At 70.1% G+C, this 14,435-nt stretch carries 16 protein-coding genes and 1 pseudogene; 7 read left to right on the top strand and 10 right to left on the bottom strand.

The genetic code is table 11. The features are described from left to right. Window positions 1–341 precede the first annotated feature (341 nt). Complete coding sequence (locus GA0070215_RS23905; RefSeq protein WP_091050062.1) at window positions 342–716, top strand: PadR family transcriptional regulator; 375 nt, start codon at window positions 342–344, stop codon at window positions 714–716. Next, window positions 713–1,660, top strand: coding sequence for a hypothetical protein (locus GA0070215_RS23900; protein ID WP_091050058.1), 948 nt, complete (start codon window positions 713–715; stop codon window positions 1,658–1,660). Before GA0070215_RS23905 ends, GA0070215_RS23900 begins: the two co-directional genes overlap by 4 nt. Before the next feature lie 224 nt (window positions 1,661–1,884). On the opposite strand, the gene GA0070215_RS23895 is transcribed toward GA0070215_RS23900, so the two are convergent. The 3 genes from GA0070215_RS23895 to GA0070215_RS23885 all read right to left on the bottom strand — a co-directional run bounded on the left by GA0070215_RS23895 (window position 1,885) and on the right by GA0070215_RS23885 (window position 3,787). Continuing rightward, entirely contained in the window at window positions 1,885–2,301 is a 417-nt protein-coding gene (locus GA0070215_RS23895) for a PIN domain nuclease (protein WP_018788025.1), read from the bottom strand. Further along, window positions 2,292–2,516, bottom strand: a complete 225-nt coding sequence (gene vapB / locus GA0070215_RS23890; RefSeq protein ID WP_091050055.1) for a type II toxin-antitoxin system VapB family antitoxin — start codon at window positions 2,514–2,516, stop codon at window positions 2,292–2,294. The genes GA0070215_RS23895 and vapB overlap by 10 nt, the downstream gene beginning before the upstream one ends. Before the next feature lie 818 nt (window positions 2,517–3,334). Next, window positions 3,335–3,787: a hypothetical protein gene (locus tag GA0070215_RS23885; RefSeq protein WP_091050052.1), complete on the bottom strand. Its 453-nt coding sequence runs from the start codon at window positions 3,785–3,787 to the stop codon at window positions 3,335–3,337. 148 nt (window positions 3,788–3,935) lie between these two features. Here GA0070215_RS23885 and rpmF point away from each other — a divergent pair, with 148 nt between their 5' ends. From rpmF to GA0070215_RS23865, 4 genes and pseudogenes are all read left to right on the top strand, one after another. Beyond that, window positions 3,936–4,115 (top strand): 50S ribosomal protein L32, encoded by a 180-nt coding sequence (rpmF, locus tag GA0070215_RS23880; RefSeq protein WP_018788028.1) that lies wholly within the window; start codon window positions 3,936–3,938, stop codon window positions 4,113–4,115. Between the two features lie 2 nt (window positions 4,116–4,117). Beyond that, window positions 4,118–4,390: pseudogene (locus GA0070215_RS23875) on the top strand (GTP-binding protein); the annotation flags it as partial. Window positions 4,391–4,695: 305 nt separating this feature from the next. Continuing rightward, complete coding sequence (locus GA0070215_RS23870; protein ID WP_091050048.1) at window positions 4,696–5,007, top strand: (2Fe-2S) ferredoxin domain-containing protein; 312 nt, start codon at window positions 4,696–4,698, stop codon at window positions 5,005–5,007. A 114-nt stretch (window positions 5,008–5,121) separates the two neighbouring features. Next, entirely contained in the window at window positions 5,122–5,973 is an 852-nt protein-coding gene (locus GA0070215_RS23865; RefSeq protein WP_091050045.1) for a class I SAM-dependent methyltransferase, read from the top strand. A 512-nt stretch (window positions 5,974–6,485) separates the two neighbouring features. On the opposite strand, the gene GA0070215_RS23855 is transcribed toward GA0070215_RS23865, so the two are convergent. The 3 genes from GA0070215_RS23855 to GA0070215_RS23845 form a co-directional block, all read right to left on the bottom strand. After that, entirely contained in the window at window positions 6,486–7,904 is a 1,419-nt protein-coding gene (locus tag GA0070215_RS23855) for an FAD-dependent oxidoreductase (RefSeq protein WP_091050042.1), read from the bottom strand. Between the two features lie 75 nt (window positions 7,905–7,979). Beyond that, window positions 7,980–8,477: a GNAT family N-acetyltransferase gene (locus GA0070215_RS23850; RefSeq protein ID WP_091050038.1), complete on the bottom strand. Its 498-nt coding sequence runs from the start codon at window positions 8,475–8,477 to the stop codon at window positions 7,980–7,982. Beyond that, window positions 8,477–8,803 (bottom strand): ArsR/SmtB family transcription factor, encoded by a 327-nt coding sequence (locus tag GA0070215_RS23845; protein ID WP_091050034.1) that lies wholly within the window; start codon window positions 8,801–8,803, stop codon window positions 8,477–8,479. Before GA0070215_RS23845 ends, GA0070215_RS23850 begins: the two co-directional genes overlap by 1 nt. A 216-nt stretch (window positions 8,804–9,019) precedes the next feature. On the opposite strand from GA0070215_RS23845, the gene GA0070215_RS23840 reads away from it, so the two are divergent. Continuing rightward, complete coding sequence (locus GA0070215_RS23840) at window positions 9,020–9,394, top strand: ArsR/SmtB family transcription factor (RefSeq protein WP_026268523.1); 375 nt, start codon at window positions 9,020–9,022, stop codon at window positions 9,392–9,394. Between the two features lie 276 nt (window positions 9,395–9,670). Here GA0070215_RS23840 and GA0070215_RS23835 read toward each other — a convergent pair whose 3' ends face one another. The 4 genes from GA0070215_RS23835 to pstB form a co-directional block, all read right to left on the bottom strand. Next, entirely contained in the window at window positions 9,671–11,773 is a 2,103-nt protein-coding gene (locus GA0070215_RS23835) for a PhoX family protein (protein ID WP_091050031.1), read from the bottom strand. Between the two features lie 152 nt (window positions 11,774–11,925). Continuing rightward, window positions 11,926–12,528: a hypothetical protein gene (locus GA0070215_RS23830; RefSeq protein ID WP_091050028.1), complete on the bottom strand. Its 603-nt coding sequence runs from the start codon at window positions 12,526–12,528 to the stop codon at window positions 11,926–11,928. Beyond that, window positions 12,525–13,280, bottom strand: coding sequence for a winged helix-turn-helix transcriptional regulator (locus tag GA0070215_RS23825; protein ID WP_091050024.1), 756 nt, complete (start codon window positions 13,278–13,280; stop codon window positions 12,525–12,527). The genes GA0070215_RS23830 and GA0070215_RS23825 overlap by 4 nt, the downstream gene beginning before the upstream one ends. 239 nt (window positions 13,281–13,519) lie before the next feature. Next, complete coding sequence (gene pstB / locus GA0070215_RS23820; RefSeq protein ID WP_026268525.1) at window positions 13,520–14,377, bottom strand: phosphate ABC transporter ATP-binding protein PstB; 858 nt, start codon at window positions 14,375–14,377, stop codon at window positions 13,520–13,522. Window positions 14,378–14,435: the final 58 nt, after the last annotated feature.

The raw sequence follows: 14,435 nt of genomic DNA, 5'->3' as shown, positions 1-14,435 counted from the left end.
CCTGGCAGCTCGGCCACCTGATTTACGATCAGATGGTCCCAGGAACAGGGGCAGCTGGGCGTCCGATCTTGACCCCAATGCCGGGCATCAAGGTCAGGACCTGGACGAGATGGTGCTCGTTGAGCGCAAGTCCACCCCATAGGTGGCCTGGTCGCGGTGGCGCGGCACGACGTTCCCGAGGTGGTAATTCCATACCCCGAGCCGGGTGGTCGGTGATGAGGCGATCATGGTGCGCGCGGTCGAGGGCGGCGCGCAGGGTGGCGTGGTGTCTCCGGGCATCTCAGTCGATCCTCCACGAACACTTCGTTGCGAAGATATGCTTGCCGCGATAGTTTCCGTGCATGAAGACCCCGCTGCAGGAGCCCACGTTCCTGATCCTGACCGCTCTGGCGGAAGGACCTATGCACGGCTATGGGCTGATCCTCGAGGTGACGGAGTTGTCGCAGGGTCGACTGTCCCTCCGGCCTGGCACGCTGTACGGCTCCCTCGACCGGCTGGCCGACGACGGACTGGTGACAGTGGACCGGAACGAGATCGTCGACGGCCGCGCCCGGAAGTACTACCGCCTCACCGACGAGGGGGCCAGGTTGCTGCGTACCGAGACGGATCGCATGCGCCGGGCGGTCGAGGCGGCGACCAGCCGCCTCGCTGGTCGTGGGGCGACGCAGCCCTTGATTGCGTCCCGCAGTGCGCGTTTCGCCGGTGGTATCGCATGACGCGCGTGCTGCGTCAGCGCTACACTAAACTCCTGCGCTGGTACCCCGCCGCCGACCGGACCGACCGGGGCGTCGAGATCGTCGATACGTACATGGACCTCGCCACCGCCGGGCAGCGCTGGCCGCACCTCGCGGACGTCGCCGACCTGGCGGCCGGCGGGCTGCGCCAACGCCTGCGGGCCCGCAACGCCGTTGGACTCGCCGATGCCCTGCCGCTCGCCGGCACTATCGCCTTGGTCGCGGGAACCGTGCTTGCCACGATGGGCCTGATCCTCACGGAAGTGTTCCCGGATCCCGGTCAGTACGACGTCGGGGCCCCCATGCTGGGGCCGTTCCACACCCTTGGTGCCCTGGCGTGGATTACCTGGTTGCTTGTGCTGCCGGCAGGTGCCGCCGGATACGGACGATGGGCGGTCGCGATCGCGACCGCCGTGACGATCGGGGTGGCTGTGGCCGTAGCGGTCGTCCCCTCGACGGAGTTGACCTCGCTCCACCAGCCGAACTTGTTCGTGCTCGTGCCTCAACTCGCGCTCGGCCTGGTGGCACTGGCGGTGCCCCGCCGTCACAGCTACCGAGTCACCGCGGTCATCACCGCTTTCGTCCTCGCGACCGGGGTGGCGACGGTGCTGATCGGGCCGCGCTATGACGTGCGGTACGAGGCAATTCTCGGCGCGTTGCTGTTCCTGGCACTCATCGTCACTGGTGCGGTCCTCACGGCCCGGCGAGACCGGCGCGCCTGGTGGCCAGCGATCCTGCTACTCGGGCCGGTGCTGCTGCTCGGTCCGAGGTTCGGCCTGGCCGCTGTGCAGGCACTGCCCGCGTGGGACAGCCGGCGAGGAGCCGTCGCCTGGGCCGCGATGTCCCTGTTGGTAGCGGTGGCTTCGCTGCTGATCGCGGTGAGCTGGCAGGCGAGACGCGGTCGACACCGGGACGGCCTGGCATGAACAAAACATGCTTGGGAGCATGTCGAACATGCCACACCGAGTCAGGTCTCCAGTGGATACCGCAGTGCGTTCTGACCGGGATCATCCGGTTGCTCCGCACCAGGCGGACGCCTCGTCGACACCATCATCACCCTACGCAGCCTCATCCGGCAGGCATGGACCCTCTACCGATGGGACTCCCGCCCCACCCGCCGACCATGACCTTGACCAATCTGCGCGACCTCTTAACTGGGCAGGGTTTCGATCGGTTGGCCGGTGAGCGTGGCGATGAGGTCGAAGTCCTTGTCGACGGCCAGGACGGTTAGTCCGGTCTTTTCGGCGGTTGCGGCGATCAGCAGGTCGGGGATTGACGGGGCGCGGTGTTGGCCGCGGTCGGCGAGCAGCATCTGCACTTCCAGCGCCCGGTCCTCGATTGCGGGTGTGAGGTGTTCGACCGGCATCAGTGACAACGGTGGGGCAGCGAACTGCCGGCGTCCCGCTTCTCCGGAGCGCGCCGAGTAGCCGAGTTCGAGGCGCGTGATGGTGGAGAGCCGGACGAGGCCTCGGCTGATGCGCGCGCTCCACTCGTCGCGGTTCGCCGTGTGACCAAGTTGGAGGCGTACGTAGGCGGACTTGTCGATCAGCCAGTTCGTCACCGCCACGCGGCCTCCATCACCGCAGGGTCGGCGAGGTCGGCGAAGGCCTCTGCGGACCGTTGCCAGTCCTCGGCGGTGACCGTCCGGTCGCCGGCGGGGCTGATGTTCTCCTCGAACTTGCGGCGTAGGTACTCGTTGCGGGACAGTCCGAGGCTGGCGGCGGCGGCGTCGATGCGGTCCACGGCTTCTTGACTGAGATCACGGACGAGGATGTTGGGCATGTAGCACCTCCCGTAGGGGCGTGATATCACGATATCACGCCGACGATGGCGTGAACGCGGATTCGGAGTAGTTGCCGCACATGCCTCGTTGTCCACGGGCAGGTCTAGCGGCCCCGCCTGGCGCGAGCCCACAATCACCTGCCGTGATGGTGCTCCGTTGGTGCTCGGATGTCCGGTACGTGATCAGCACGAACTGATCGTGATCGGCAACGGACGCCTCGCTCCCGGACCATTTTACGCCTGATCTTGACCCTTCATCCGCTGTAGCGCCCGGACCAGCAGATACTCAGCCGCTTGTTTCGGCACGCAGCACCACTCGGCGGCACACGTGGAGCGGCGGTTACGCAACGTAGAGAGCATCTGATGGGTTCGGACTACGGATCAGAAGGTTAGGGGTTCGAGTCCCTTCGGGCGCACAAGATCATGAGGGGCCTGAACTGCCATAACGGCAGTCAGGCCCCTCATTGCATCTGTCTCTTCTGGTCGGCTGGGTGCTCGGTTGGTGCTCGTGCGACGAGCGCGCCCTACGTCCGGTCCCGTCCGGTGGGCGCAGTGGCGTCCGCCTGGCTCGATCATGATTGGCTTGCCGGGCGGCGAGTCCTGATCGATGGGATCCGGTGGTGGGTCCGGGTGGGTGCCCCGTGCGGGACATTGACTCCAGCCAGGCCGTTCGCTGAGCAGGTGCAGGTACTCCCCGGAGATCGCGTACTCGTCGCTCCCCCCGCCACCATAGTGGCAACGGTTTCCGTTAGTGCGTTCTGCGGGGCGGCCCGTCCCCGGCGACGGACATGGGCCGACGACCCGCCTTGGGGCGGGGCTCAGTGCTCGTCATAGTGGCCGGCGTGTGCCGCGTGCCGGTGGCCGTAGTGGATGTAGTCGAGGTGGTCGCCGTGCAGCAGCGGTGAGTGGCCGCAGCCGTCTCCGTGGACGTGGTCGTGCTCTTCGGCGACGACGTGCTCACCGGAGGCGCACTCGTCGTAGTGGTCGTCGTGTGCCTGGTGCACGTGCCCGTCGTGGAGGTAGTCGGTGTGCCCTTCGTGCGCGACCGCGACGTGCCCGCATCCGTCCCCGTGGTGGTGTTCGTGCTGCTCGGCGGGGCGGTGTCCCTCGGTGCTGCACTCGTCGTAGTGCCCGTCGTGGGCGTGGTGCAGGTGTCCGTCGTGCAGGAAGTCGACGTGCCCGAGGTGCTGCACGCTCGGGTGCCCGCACTCCGGCCCGTGGGTGTGGCGGTGCTGGGCGGCATGGGTGGGGTGCATGGTGTCGGTGCTCATCTGGTCCTCCTGAGATCGTTTCACCCCGACGATACATGCAGTGGTGCGCATGTGTTCAGTGATCGCGAACACCGGCGAACCAAGGTGTATGAGAAAACGAAAATCACTTCCGATAGACTGGCCCCTACCCTTCGACGGAGGAGATCTCATGGCCGTACCGAAGCGGAAGATGTCGCGGTCGAACACCCGGCACCGGCGGGCGCAGTGGAAGGCGGCCGTGCCGCCGCTGACGCCCTGCCCGTGCCCCCGCAAGGAGATGGTGGTGCCGCACCGGGCCTGCACCCACTGCGGTCTGTACAAGGGGCGTCAGGTAGTGGATCAGCCGTGACCTGCATCTGCTGCACGCTGCGCGACGACCTGCTGGACGAGGTGGCCCGGTTGGACACCACCGTCACGGTGGTGGACGCGGCGGGCCTGCGGGGCCTGATCGAGGCGGGGGAGAGCCTTCAGGCGCGGGGGCTGCCCGCGTACGAGGGGGACGACCGGGGTGTCGCCGACCTGCTGGTCGACCAGATCGAGTTCGCCGACGTGCTGGTGGTCAACAAGACCGACATGGTCGGCGCGGAGGACCTCGCGACGGTGGAGGCGCTGCTGACCCGCCTGATGCTCCTGGACGCCGACGCCATGCCCGACGCGCCCGTCGCCGCGAAGCCGCGCAGCGGTGGTGTAGACCCGTGGGCCGCGTGGTGGGCCGCCCTGTCCGCGCAGCCGTCGATGGCGCCGCTGCTGACCGAGCGAGCGGTGGCGCTCAGCGGCTTGAATCCGGCGGAGTTCGTCGCGTCGACCGACTGGCACGGCGAGGCGGCCCGGCGCGCCGATTTCACCGATGCGACGGTCCCGTGCCGGTACGCCGATCATGCACTGATGGCGTTCCGCCGATGAGCCCGCCGTCACCACGTGGTGTCCAAGTGACCGTGGCCTACTGCGACGGCCACCGATGTCGCGCGCTACGCCACCGCGCCTTTCCGCCGGCGCCCGACGAGCCGGTGGACCTCGTCGAGATTCTCGGGCAGGCGGTCCGCGCCAGCCACGGCGGTGTCCTGATCCGGACGGAGTGCCTCGGCGCCTGCCACCGCGCACCCGCCCTGCTCCTGCTCACCGGTTCCGATCCGATCGGCCGGCGCGGCATGCTGATCGGTCCCGTCGAGGAGCGCCAGCACATCGATGCAGTGGTCGGCCTCATCCGGAAGGCGGACGTCCCGAGACCTGGCGAAGTGTGATCATTGTGATCAGTGGCGGGCGGAGTCTCGGCCAGGGGTGCTGCCGTCGCGCTGGCGACGGCGCGTGGCGACGGGCAGGAAGCCGGATGTGACGCGAGAACGGAAGCAGTGACGATGAGCAGTGATGGACCGTCGAATGGGACCGTCGAGGTGTTCGAACAGGCCGCGACGAGCTACGACCGGACCGGGGTGTCCTTCTTCGGGCCCTTCGGCGCGGAACTGGTCCGTCGCGCCGGTATCCGGCCGGGAGAGCGGGTCTTGGACGTCGGCTGCGGCCGGGGAGCGGTCCTTTTTCCGGCGGCGCAGGCGACCGGGCCGGCCGGTCAGGTCACCGGCATCGACCTGGCGCCGGCCATGGTGGCACTCACCGCCGAGGACGTCACCCGTGCCGGGCTGACCCACGTCGACGTGCGGGTGGGCGATGCCCAGCAGCCGGGCTTCCCGGAAGGCAGCTTCGACGCGGTCCTGGCCGGGCTGGTCGTCTTCCTGCTCCCCGACCCCGGGCAGGCCCTCCGGGCGTACGCGCGGCTGCTCCGGCCGGCGGGCCGGCTGGCGGTTAGCACATTCGCCGCCCAGGACCCGGCATTCGTCGCCGCCCTGGATGCCCTCGCCGGGCATCTGTCGGCCGACCGTCCTCGACCCGCGCCGGCGGCTGACCCGTTCGCCGACGACGCGGCGATCACCGCGACCATGGCGGCGGCCGGCCTCACCGTCACCGCGATCAACGAGCACCGGGTGGACAGCCGCTTCCGCGACGTGGACCACTGGATGGAGTGGATGTGGTCCCACGGCGGACGCGCCCTGCTACGGCACATTCCCGCCCACCGACTGGAGGCCGCGACCACCGACGCCGCCCGCGCGCTTGAACCCGCCAACCGACCCGGCGGCGGCCTGACCTTGACCACCGCTGTCCGGATCACCGTCGCGACGCCGCACCCCGCCGCCGAGCCGCCGGAGACGTCGTAGCGATCGGTACGGCGAGACCCGCGCTGCCCGGGATCTGCGGCCGCCGAACGGGGGCGCGCGCCCGCACGCTGCGGTAGCGCGCAGGAGCATGCCGGTGGCGGTGAGGACGAGCCTGCCGGTGACGGACAGGACCCCGAGCAGGCCGGCGGCGGTGCCGGCGAAGGTCGCGGCGAGCATGGAGCTGGCCGATGGTCTGCACCTGCGACCAGGCGATCAGCAGGGCGGTGGTGGTGATCGAGCCGACGGTCATCAGCGCGCGACCGCCGTGGTGGGTCGAGCCACCGGCCGACCGGGATCACCACGAGTGCGCCGCCAGGACGGAGGCGGTGGGCGCGCCGGTGACTGCGGTGGGGGGACGCACCAAGACTGGCGGCCATGGGTGTCAGCAGGACCGGGTAGGCGTAGTGCAGGACGCCGTAGCCGATGGTCGAGGTGACGGCGAGGGCGGCGACGATCCGCCACCCGTGGTGCCCGCCGACGGCGGGGTCGGCGGGCACCGTCGTGGTGGTGAATCAGCTGCCGCAGCAGCCGCCGGTCTGCCCGTCGGCGGGGGCGGCGTCGAGCGTGACCGGGTTCAACGGCGCGGCGAGCAGCCCTCCGGAGATTCCGGTGGCGAGCCCCCGTCCGGTCGGCTCGGTGGCCGGCGTCGGTCCGCAGCAGCTCTCGTCGGTGGCGGAGTCGTCGGGGTTGCTGTTGCACACACCGGTCTCCGGCAGGTCGAGCTGGACGTCGCGGGCGGCGTTCCAGTCGCCGGCGAGGGCGGCGACGACGGAGCGGACCTGTTCGTAGCCGGTGGCCATGAGGAACGTCGGCGCGCGGCCGTAGCTCTTCATGCCCACGGCGTAGTAGCCGGTCTCCGGGTGGGTGAGCTCGTCCACGCCGTGTGGTGGCACGGTGCCGCAGGAGTGCTCGTTGGGGTCGATCAGCGGGGCGAGCGCCCGGGTGGCGCCCATGACCGGGTCGAGGTCCAGGCGCAGCTCGGCGGTGATGGAGTGGTCGGGGCGGAAGCCGGTGGCCGCGACGATGCGGTCCACGGTGACCTGCTCGTCGCTGCCGTCGCCGTGCCGCACGACGACGGTGACGCGACCGTCGGTGGGGGTGAGGGCGTGCACGGAGAAGCCGGTGAGCAGCCGGATCCGGCCGGCGTCGACGTGTGCCCGCAGCCGTGAGCCGAGGGCGCCGCGCGCCGGGAGGGCGTCGGCGTCGCCGCCGCCGTAGGTGCGCGACGGCGAGGCGGAGCGGATCGCCCAGGTCACCTCGGTGCCCGGCGTGGACTCGGCCAGTTCGGCCAGGGAGAGCAGGGTGTTGGCGGCGGAGTGGCCGGCACCGACGACCAGGGTGTGCCGGCCGGCGAACCGGGGCCGGGCCTGGCCGAGTACGTCGGGCAGCGCGTGCTCCAGGTACGCCGTGACGTCGGCCTCGCCCCGGGCGGGCAGGCCGGACGCGCCGAGGACGTTCGGGGTGCCCCAGGTGCCGGAGGCGTCGATCACCGCGCGGGCGAGCAGTTCCTCGCCTCCGGTGAGACGGATCAGGAACGGGGTGGTCTCGCGTCCGGCGGTGCGCAGCCGGTCCAGGCCGAGGCGGCTGATCGCCTCGACCCGGGTGCCGTATCGCAGGTGCGACTTGATCGCCGGAAGCTCCGCCAGGGGCTGGAGGTAGCCGTCGGCCAGTTCGGCGCCGGTGGGCAGGGCCTCCGGGTCGGGGGCGACCCAGCCGGCGTCGTCCAGGATCCGGCGGGCGGCCGGGTCGACGTCGTACCGCCACGGAGAGAACACCCGCACGTGTCCCCACTGCCGCACCGCGGCGCCGGCGCTGTCACCGGCCTCCAGGACCAGAAATGCCAGGCCACGCTCGTGCAGGTGCGCGGCGGCGGCCAGCCCGACCGGACCGGCACCGATCACCACGACCGGAAGGTTGTCCAGGGCGCTCATAGGTAACTCCTCTGCTTCGATAACTGTCGAATCAAACAGGTGGACGGCGGCCCGCTGCCTGGGGCCGAGGGTCGGTCAGGCGATCACGGGGCTGCGCCGCTCGATCAGGGCCACGTCGCGCCAGCGGCCGTGATGGCGAGCGACCCGTTCGCGGACGCCTATGACCCGGAAGCCGGCCCGCTTGTGAAGGGTCATGCTGGCCAGGTTCTCGGGGAACACGCCGGACTGGATGGTCCAGATCCCCGCTGTCTCGGTGGAGGCGATCAGGGCATCCAGCAGCAGCCCGGCGACGCCACGACCGCGGGCGGCGGGATCGACGTAGACGGAGTGTTCCACCACGCCGGCGTACACGGCGCGGGTCGATGTTGGCGTGACGGCGACCCAGCCGACCACCCGGCCGCGCGCGTCGACCGCGACGGAACGGTGGTCGGGCAGCCGGCTGGCGTCGAACGCCGCCCAGGTGGGTGCGGTGGTCTCGAAGCTGGCGTGACCGCCGTCGAGGCCGGCCTGGTAGATGGCCAGGACCCGCCCGGAGTCGCCGGCTGTCATCGGGCGGACGGTGACGTCGGGCATCAGCAGACTCCGTTCGGACTCGGGGCGGATCGACCCATGACGACGTCGGCGGCGGAGGGGAAACAGCCGACGAAGGCGTCGTTGACGCGGTGGTGCCGGGCGGTCCCGACCGGCTCGACGAGGACGAACCGCACCTCGGTGAGGATCTTCAGGTGCTGGGAGGCGGTGGACTGCGCCAGGCCGACGGCGGCGACGATCTCACCCACGCTCATCGGCCGGGCGTGGCGGGCCGGAAGCTCGACGATCTGCACCCGGGTCGGGTCTGCCAGGGCCCGGAACCACGACGCGTACGTCTGCGCGGTCGCCCGATCCAACAGCTCGTCCACTTCTTCACCCTTCCATCGCCCGTGGTCGTGGCGGCGCTGCGACCACTGCCCGTCGTCGTGGCCTCGTCGCAGGAATCGCAGAACCGGACACCCGCGGTGCGCGTCTTCGGCCGACCCGTGACGTGGAACATGCTGCTGCCCTTTCCCCGGACGCTATCTTGATGTCCGTCGAAGTAGAGGGTTGCACACTGGTTAGAGGGATGTCAACCTAGAGGCATGTCGAAGCAAGTGTCACCTCTCGCGCTCGTCGAGCTGGGCGCCGACGCCCCCTGCTGCGCGCCGCTGGCACAACGGCGGGTACCGGCGGAGACCGCCGCGGTGCTCGCGCCGGCGTTCAAGGCCCTCGGTGACCCGGTGCGGCTGCAGCTGTTGTCGATGATCGCCTCCGCCGAGGGAGGGGAGGCGTGCGTCTGCGACCTGACCCCGGCGTTCGAGCTGACCGGTCCGACGATCTCGCACCACCTCAAAGCGCTGCGCGAGGCCGGCCTCGTCGACGCCGAGCGGCGCGGCACGTGGGTGTACTACCGGGCCCGACCGGCGGTCCTGCGCCAGCTCGCGGCACTGCTCACCGTCGAGTCGACGCCTGCGTGAGGCTTGCGCGTCGCGGTCGCGCCGACCCGCGCCTGACCAGGGCGGCGTGTGTAGTGGCGAGGCCGGACTGCCCTCCACCCACAACGATCACAGGGCCCGCTGAAGTGCTCACCCGAAGACGGTCTACTACCGGGCTGACCGCGATGGCGTGCTGACCGCGCTGACCGACCTGCGGGCGTACCTGCTGACCTGCTGCTGAGGCGGCGGTGCGGGGGAAACAGGGAGAGGAGGTGCCCTTCCTGGCGGGAAGGGCACCTCCTCTCGGTGGGTGTGGGGTCAGGCGCCGATCTGGCGGCCGTCCAGTCGCCAGACGGTGATCACGGCCGGGCGGGCGAAGTCCCCGTGCGGCCAGGTGGAGGCGGGGTTGTCGATGCTGGCGCCGTCGATCTCACCGGGGTGTTGCACGGAGACGAAGGCGGTGCGGTTGTCCGGCTCGAGGTAGGCCGAGGCCTGCTCGGCGCCGGGCGGCACGGTGAGGAACTGCTTGACGTGCCCGCGCTCCGGGCCCTCGACCGGGACGGCGAACAGGCCGTCGTTGGAGCCCAGCGCGTTGCCGTCGGTGGAGATCCACAGGTTGCCGTGCGCGTCGAAGTCGAGGTTGTCCGGGCAGGAGATCGGGGAGACCTTGGTCTTGTCGTAGCCGGCGAAGAAGGTCGACGGGTCGGCCGGGTCACCGCAGACGATCGGGATGTTCCAGGTGAACGTCTCGGCGGCGTTGTCGCCGCGGCTCTCGGTGATCTCCAGGATGTGGCCGTGCTTGTTGTTGGCGCGCGGGTTCGCCTCGTCGGCGGCGGGCTGCCCGGCGGCGCCGCGGCGGGTGTTGTTGGTCAGCGCGGCGTAGACCTTGCCGGTGCGCGGGTTCGGCGCGACGTCCTCGGGGCGGTCCATCTTGGTCGGGCCGACCTTGTCGGCGGCGAGCCGGGTGTGCACGAGGACCTGGTCGATGGTCATCCCCGGCACCAGCGACTTGTTGCCCCGGGCCAGGGGGATCCAACGGCCGGTGCCGTTGAACGCCCCGTCGGTGGGCAGTTTGCCGCTGCCGTCGATCTCACTGGCGGAGGTGGCGTCGAACTGCGCGACGTACAGGGTGCCGGACTCCAGCAGGGTCATGTTGTGGGCGCGCTCGGCTGGGCCGTCGCCGCGGCGCATCTTCTTGTCCGAGACGAACTTGTACAGGTAGTCGAACCGCTCGTCGTCACCCATGTACGCCACGACGCGGCCGTCCTTGGACAGGATGATCTCGGCGCCCTCGTGCTTGAACCGGCCCAGCGCGGTGTGCTTGCGCGGGGTGGAGTTCGGGTCGTAGGGGTCGAGTTCCAGGATCCAGCCAAATCGGTTGGCCTCGTTGGGGTTGAGGGTCAGATCGAACCGCTCGTCGGCCCGCTCCCACTTGCGGGAACCCGACGGATACCGGTTGACGGTGTCGATGCCGTAGCGGGCCAGCGCCGACTTGGCCTCGGCCGGGACGCCGTCGCCGCCGACGAAGTACTGGTTGAAGTTCTCCTCACCGGACAGGATGGTGCCCCACGGGGTGAGACCGCCGGCGCAGTTGTTCAGCGACCCGCGCACGGTCAGGCCGCGGGGGTCGGCAGCGGTGCGCAGCAGCGGGCTGCCGGCGGCGGGGCCGGTGAACCGCATCTTCGTGGAAGCGGTGATCCGCCGGTTGAGGCGGCGGGCGCCCTTGTCGACGGGGCGCCATTCGCCGGTGTCGCCGACGCGCTCGACCTCGACGACGCTGAGACCGTGGGCGGCCATCGCGATCTTGATCTGCTCGACGGTGAGCGCGTCGAGGGTGGTGAAGCCGGGGAACATCAGGTTCTCGTTGGTGTACTCGTGGTTGACCACCAGCAGCGCCCGCCGGCCGCGCCGGTCCAGCGGCAGGGTGACCAGCCAGTCGTTGTTGAACCCGAACTGCCTGGCCTGCGCCGCCGAGCTCTGCCGGTCCGCCCGCCACGCCGGGGCGCCGGGCACGACCTCGTCACCCCACGCCAGCAGGACCGAGTGGTCGTAGCCGTTGGGCACGATCACCGTGTCCAGAGTGTTCGGCGGGATCGGCTTGAACGTCAGCGCTCCCGAGCCGGCCGGAACGGTGGCCCGGGCGGCCTCGGGAACAGCCGGCGCAGCGGCCTGGGCGGCCTCGCCGCCGGCCGTCGCGCCGATGGTGCCGGCGGCACCGACGACGAGGGCGCCGAGCGCGCCGGCGCGCAGCAGACCGCGGCGAGACACCTCGCCGGCGATGTCACCGAAGTACGGGTTGTCCGAGGTGTTGGGCGCCGGGTGGGAACAGGCGTTACCGCAGCGGTACTGGCAGGTCATCGCGCTGCGTCCGCCGTGGCCGGCCAGGACCGGCAGCAGGTGTGCGGGCCGGAACTCCGTCATGGGGTCTCTCCTGAGCAGGTCTGAAGTGTTGTCATCCGGGACGCTAGGCAGGCGAGGTGGACCGCAACCACGACAGGAAGTGGCAGAAATAAATCCGCCCAGTGAACGGGGGATGTCCCCGTGCACGTGCGGACGGGTCGTCGCACGGAGGCTCAATCAGCGGCGTGGCCGCGTGCCCGCCTCCACCGCCTCGCCTGTTCGTCGTCGATGCGGTAGTACATCTCTGGCGGCCGTCCCTCGGGACCACCCGGAACGCGTGTGAACGGCATGCCGAGGCTGGGGAAGTCGTAGTGCACCTTGAGCAGGCGTGTCAGCCCGGCGAAGGCCCCGACGAGCTTCTCCCGGGTGGTGCCGGCCGCACCTGCCAGCTCCTGGCCGCTCAACAGTTCTCCCGGGCGGCGCGCGAGCGCGTCCAGCACCCGGACCACTGTCCGGTGGGTCAGGCTGCGTCCGTTGCTGAGTCGGCGAAGTTCCTCGACCGGCCAAGGCGTGGCCTGCGGTTCCGTTCTGGGGCGCAGCGGTCCTCGTGGCGCCGGGCGCGGCTTGGACTCGGCGTCGAGTCCGGCGAGCAGCCGCGCGACGTGCGGGACGTAGGCGACGGGCACGGCGACCAGCACCACGTCAGAGGCGCGCTGCGTCGACGAACGCGCCTTCTCGACGACCGACTCCGTCGCCTCTGCCGGTGCCGTCGGTGTGATCGGCACCGTCGGCTCGGTTGGTGTGGTCGGCTCGGTTGGTTCGTCGGCGGTGGTCATGACAGGGGCGGGTAGGCCGACGTCGTCATGGCGGGAGGGATGAACCGGTAGCCCAGCCCGCGGACGGTCACGATCATCGGCGGCTGGCCGTTGTCCAGGCCCAGTCGCTTGCGCAGGCGTTTGATGTGCACGGTGAGGGTGTTGGACGTGTCCCCGGACGGTCCGTGCCACACCGCCGAGAGCAGTTGCTCGCGGGTGACGGTGCGGTCGGCGTTGGTCATGAAGAAGTACAGCAGGCGGAACTCCTTCATCGGCAGCGCCACGAGGCGCCCGTGCAGGTGCACCTCCAGTGTGGCGGGGTCGGCGCGGAGCCCGCCGATCTCGACGGGCGGGTCGAGGGAACTGGCGCTGTCCGGGCGGATGGCCCGGAGGATCGGAATGATCTCGTCGGTGCGGTAGGGGCGCCGTACGCAGGCCGTGGCGCCTTCCCTGAGTACGGCGGCGGCCAGCGGCCCGTCGTCGTCGCCGATGCCGACGACCGTCGGGATGCCGGCCCGGCCGGCGAGCAGCCGCACCAGGTCGGTGCTGCTCATGGTGGTCAGTCCGGCGGCGACCAGCGCGGCGTCCGGTTGCAAGGTGCCCGCGCCGAGCAGCGCCTCCGCGGGGTGCGGGAAGTGGTGCCCGCGGATCCGGTGGGCGGTCAGCTGGTCGACCAGCTCCGCGCCGAGCACATCGTCGTCATCGACCACGAGCAGCACGAGTCGACCGTCGTGGCGTCGGTCGCCGGCGGTGGCCTCGACGAGGTTGTTCATCGGTACCCGGCTCTCCGGTTCAGCTCATGCCCTCAGACCGGCTCGCGGTGGGCTTGAGGACGTTGGCCGTGCTGCGGCCCGCGCGCACGGCATGACACAACGGCCCGTGAGCCCATCGTGCAGGTCTCGGGCCTCGATAGTGGGGCTTCGCCACACCTGCGAAGCCCCACGCGAGGAGACGATCTGCCGACTGCACCTCCGCGGTGAGTCCTGCGGCCACGGGCACCTTGGCGCGTCTGTCAGCCGAACCGGCCGGTGATGTAGTCCTCGGTGCGCTTGTCGGTCGGGTTGGTGAACAGCTTGCCCGTGGGGCTGAACTCCACCAGTCGACCGTGGCGCTCCTGCTTCTCGTCGACCTCGGCGGTGAAGAAGGAGGTGTAGTGGCTGACCCGGGCGGCCTGCTGCATGTTGTGCGTCACGATGACGATCGTGTAGTCGTTCGACAGCTCGAACATCAGGTCTTCGATCTTGGCCGTGGCGATCGGGTCGAGCGCCGAGCACGGCTCGTCCATCAGGATGATCTCCGGCTTGACCGCGATGGTCCGGGCGATGCACAGGCGCTGCTGCTGACCTCCGGACAGGGACAGGCCGCTGGTCTTCAGCTTGTCCTTGACCTCATCCCAGAGTGCGGCGTCACGCAGCGCCTTCTCGACCAGATCGTCCATGTTGGCGACCTTCATGCCGGTCACCCGAGGTCCGTAGGCGACGTTGTCGTAGATCGACTTCGGGAACGGGTTCGGCTTCTGGAAGACCATGCCGATGCGGCGGCGGACCTCGATCGGGTCGACCTCCTTGGCGTACAGGTCCTGACCGTGATAGGTCACCGATCCGGTGACGCGGGCACCGGGGATGAGGTCGTTCATCCGGTTCAGCGACCGCAGGATGGTGGACTTGCCGCAGCCGGAGGGGCCGATCATCGCGGTGATCTGCTTCTCCTGGATCGGCATCGACGTGCCGCGCACGGCCTCGTAGGCGCCGTAGTACACGCTGACGCCGGACAGTTCCATTACCGGCGTGGTCGGGCGGGGCTGGTGCCCGGCGGCCGGCTGGACGCCGGCGATGTTGACCGCGGGGCGGCTGGTGGTATCGGGATTCACGGTGGTCACCTCAGACTCGTTCTCGGGCGGCGATGCAGCGGCTGATACGTCACGGATG

Source organism: Micromonospora marina (assembly GCF_900091565.1).
Lineage (GTDB): Bacteria > Actinomycetota > Actinomycetes > Mycobacteriales > Micromonosporaceae > Micromonospora > Micromonospora marina.
The sequence above is the reverse complement of the archived record's forward strand: the minus strand, read 5'-3'. Positions and strand labels throughout refer to the sequence as shown.

Coding starts and splice junctions, on each gene's coding strand:
- rpmF (WP_018788028.1), top strand. CDS start 3,936: ATGGCCGTACCGAAGCGGAAGATGTCGCGGTCGAACACCCGGCACCGG.
- GA0070215_RS23825 (WP_091050024.1), bottom strand. CDS start 13,280: ATGAACAACCTCGTCGAGGCCACCGCCGGCGACCGACGCCACGACGGT.
- GA0070215_RS23830 (WP_091050028.1), bottom strand. CDS start 12,528: ATGACCACCGCCGACGAACCAACCGAGCCGACCACACCAACCGAGCCG.
- GA0070215_RS23840 (WP_026268523.1), top strand. CDS start 9,020: ATGTCGAAGCAAGTGTCACCTCTCGCGCTCGTCGAGCTGGGCGCCGAC.
- GA0070215_RS23850 (WP_091050038.1), bottom strand. CDS start 8,477: ATGCCCGACGTCACCGTCCGCCCGATGACAGCCGGCGACTCCGGGCGG.
- GA0070215_RS23885 (WP_091050052.1), bottom strand. CDS start 3,787: ATGAGCACCGACACCATGCACCCCACCCATGCCGCCCAGCACCGCCAC.
- GA0070215_RS23900 (WP_091050058.1), top strand. CDS start 713: ATGACGCGCGTGCTGCGTCAGCGCTACACTAAACTCCTGCGCTGGTAC.
- vapB (WP_091050055.1), bottom strand. CDS start 2,516: ATGCCCAACATCCTCGTCCGTGATCTCAGTCAAGAAGCCGTGGACCGC.
- GA0070215_RS23855 (WP_091050042.1), bottom strand. CDS start 7,904: ATGAGCGCCCTGGACAACCTTCCGGTCGTGGTGATCGGTGCCGGTCCG.
- GA0070215_RS23835 (WP_091050031.1), bottom strand. CDS start 11,773: ATGACGGAGTTCCGGCCCGCACACCTGCTGCCGGTCCTGGCCGGCCAC.
- GA0070215_RS23865 (WP_091050045.1), top strand. CDS start 5,122: ATGAGCAGTGATGGACCGTCGAATGGGACCGTCGAGGTGTTCGAACAG.
- GA0070215_RS23905 (WP_091050062.1), top strand. CDS start 342: ATGAAGACCCCGCTGCAGGAGCCCACGTTCCTGATCCTGACCGCTCTG.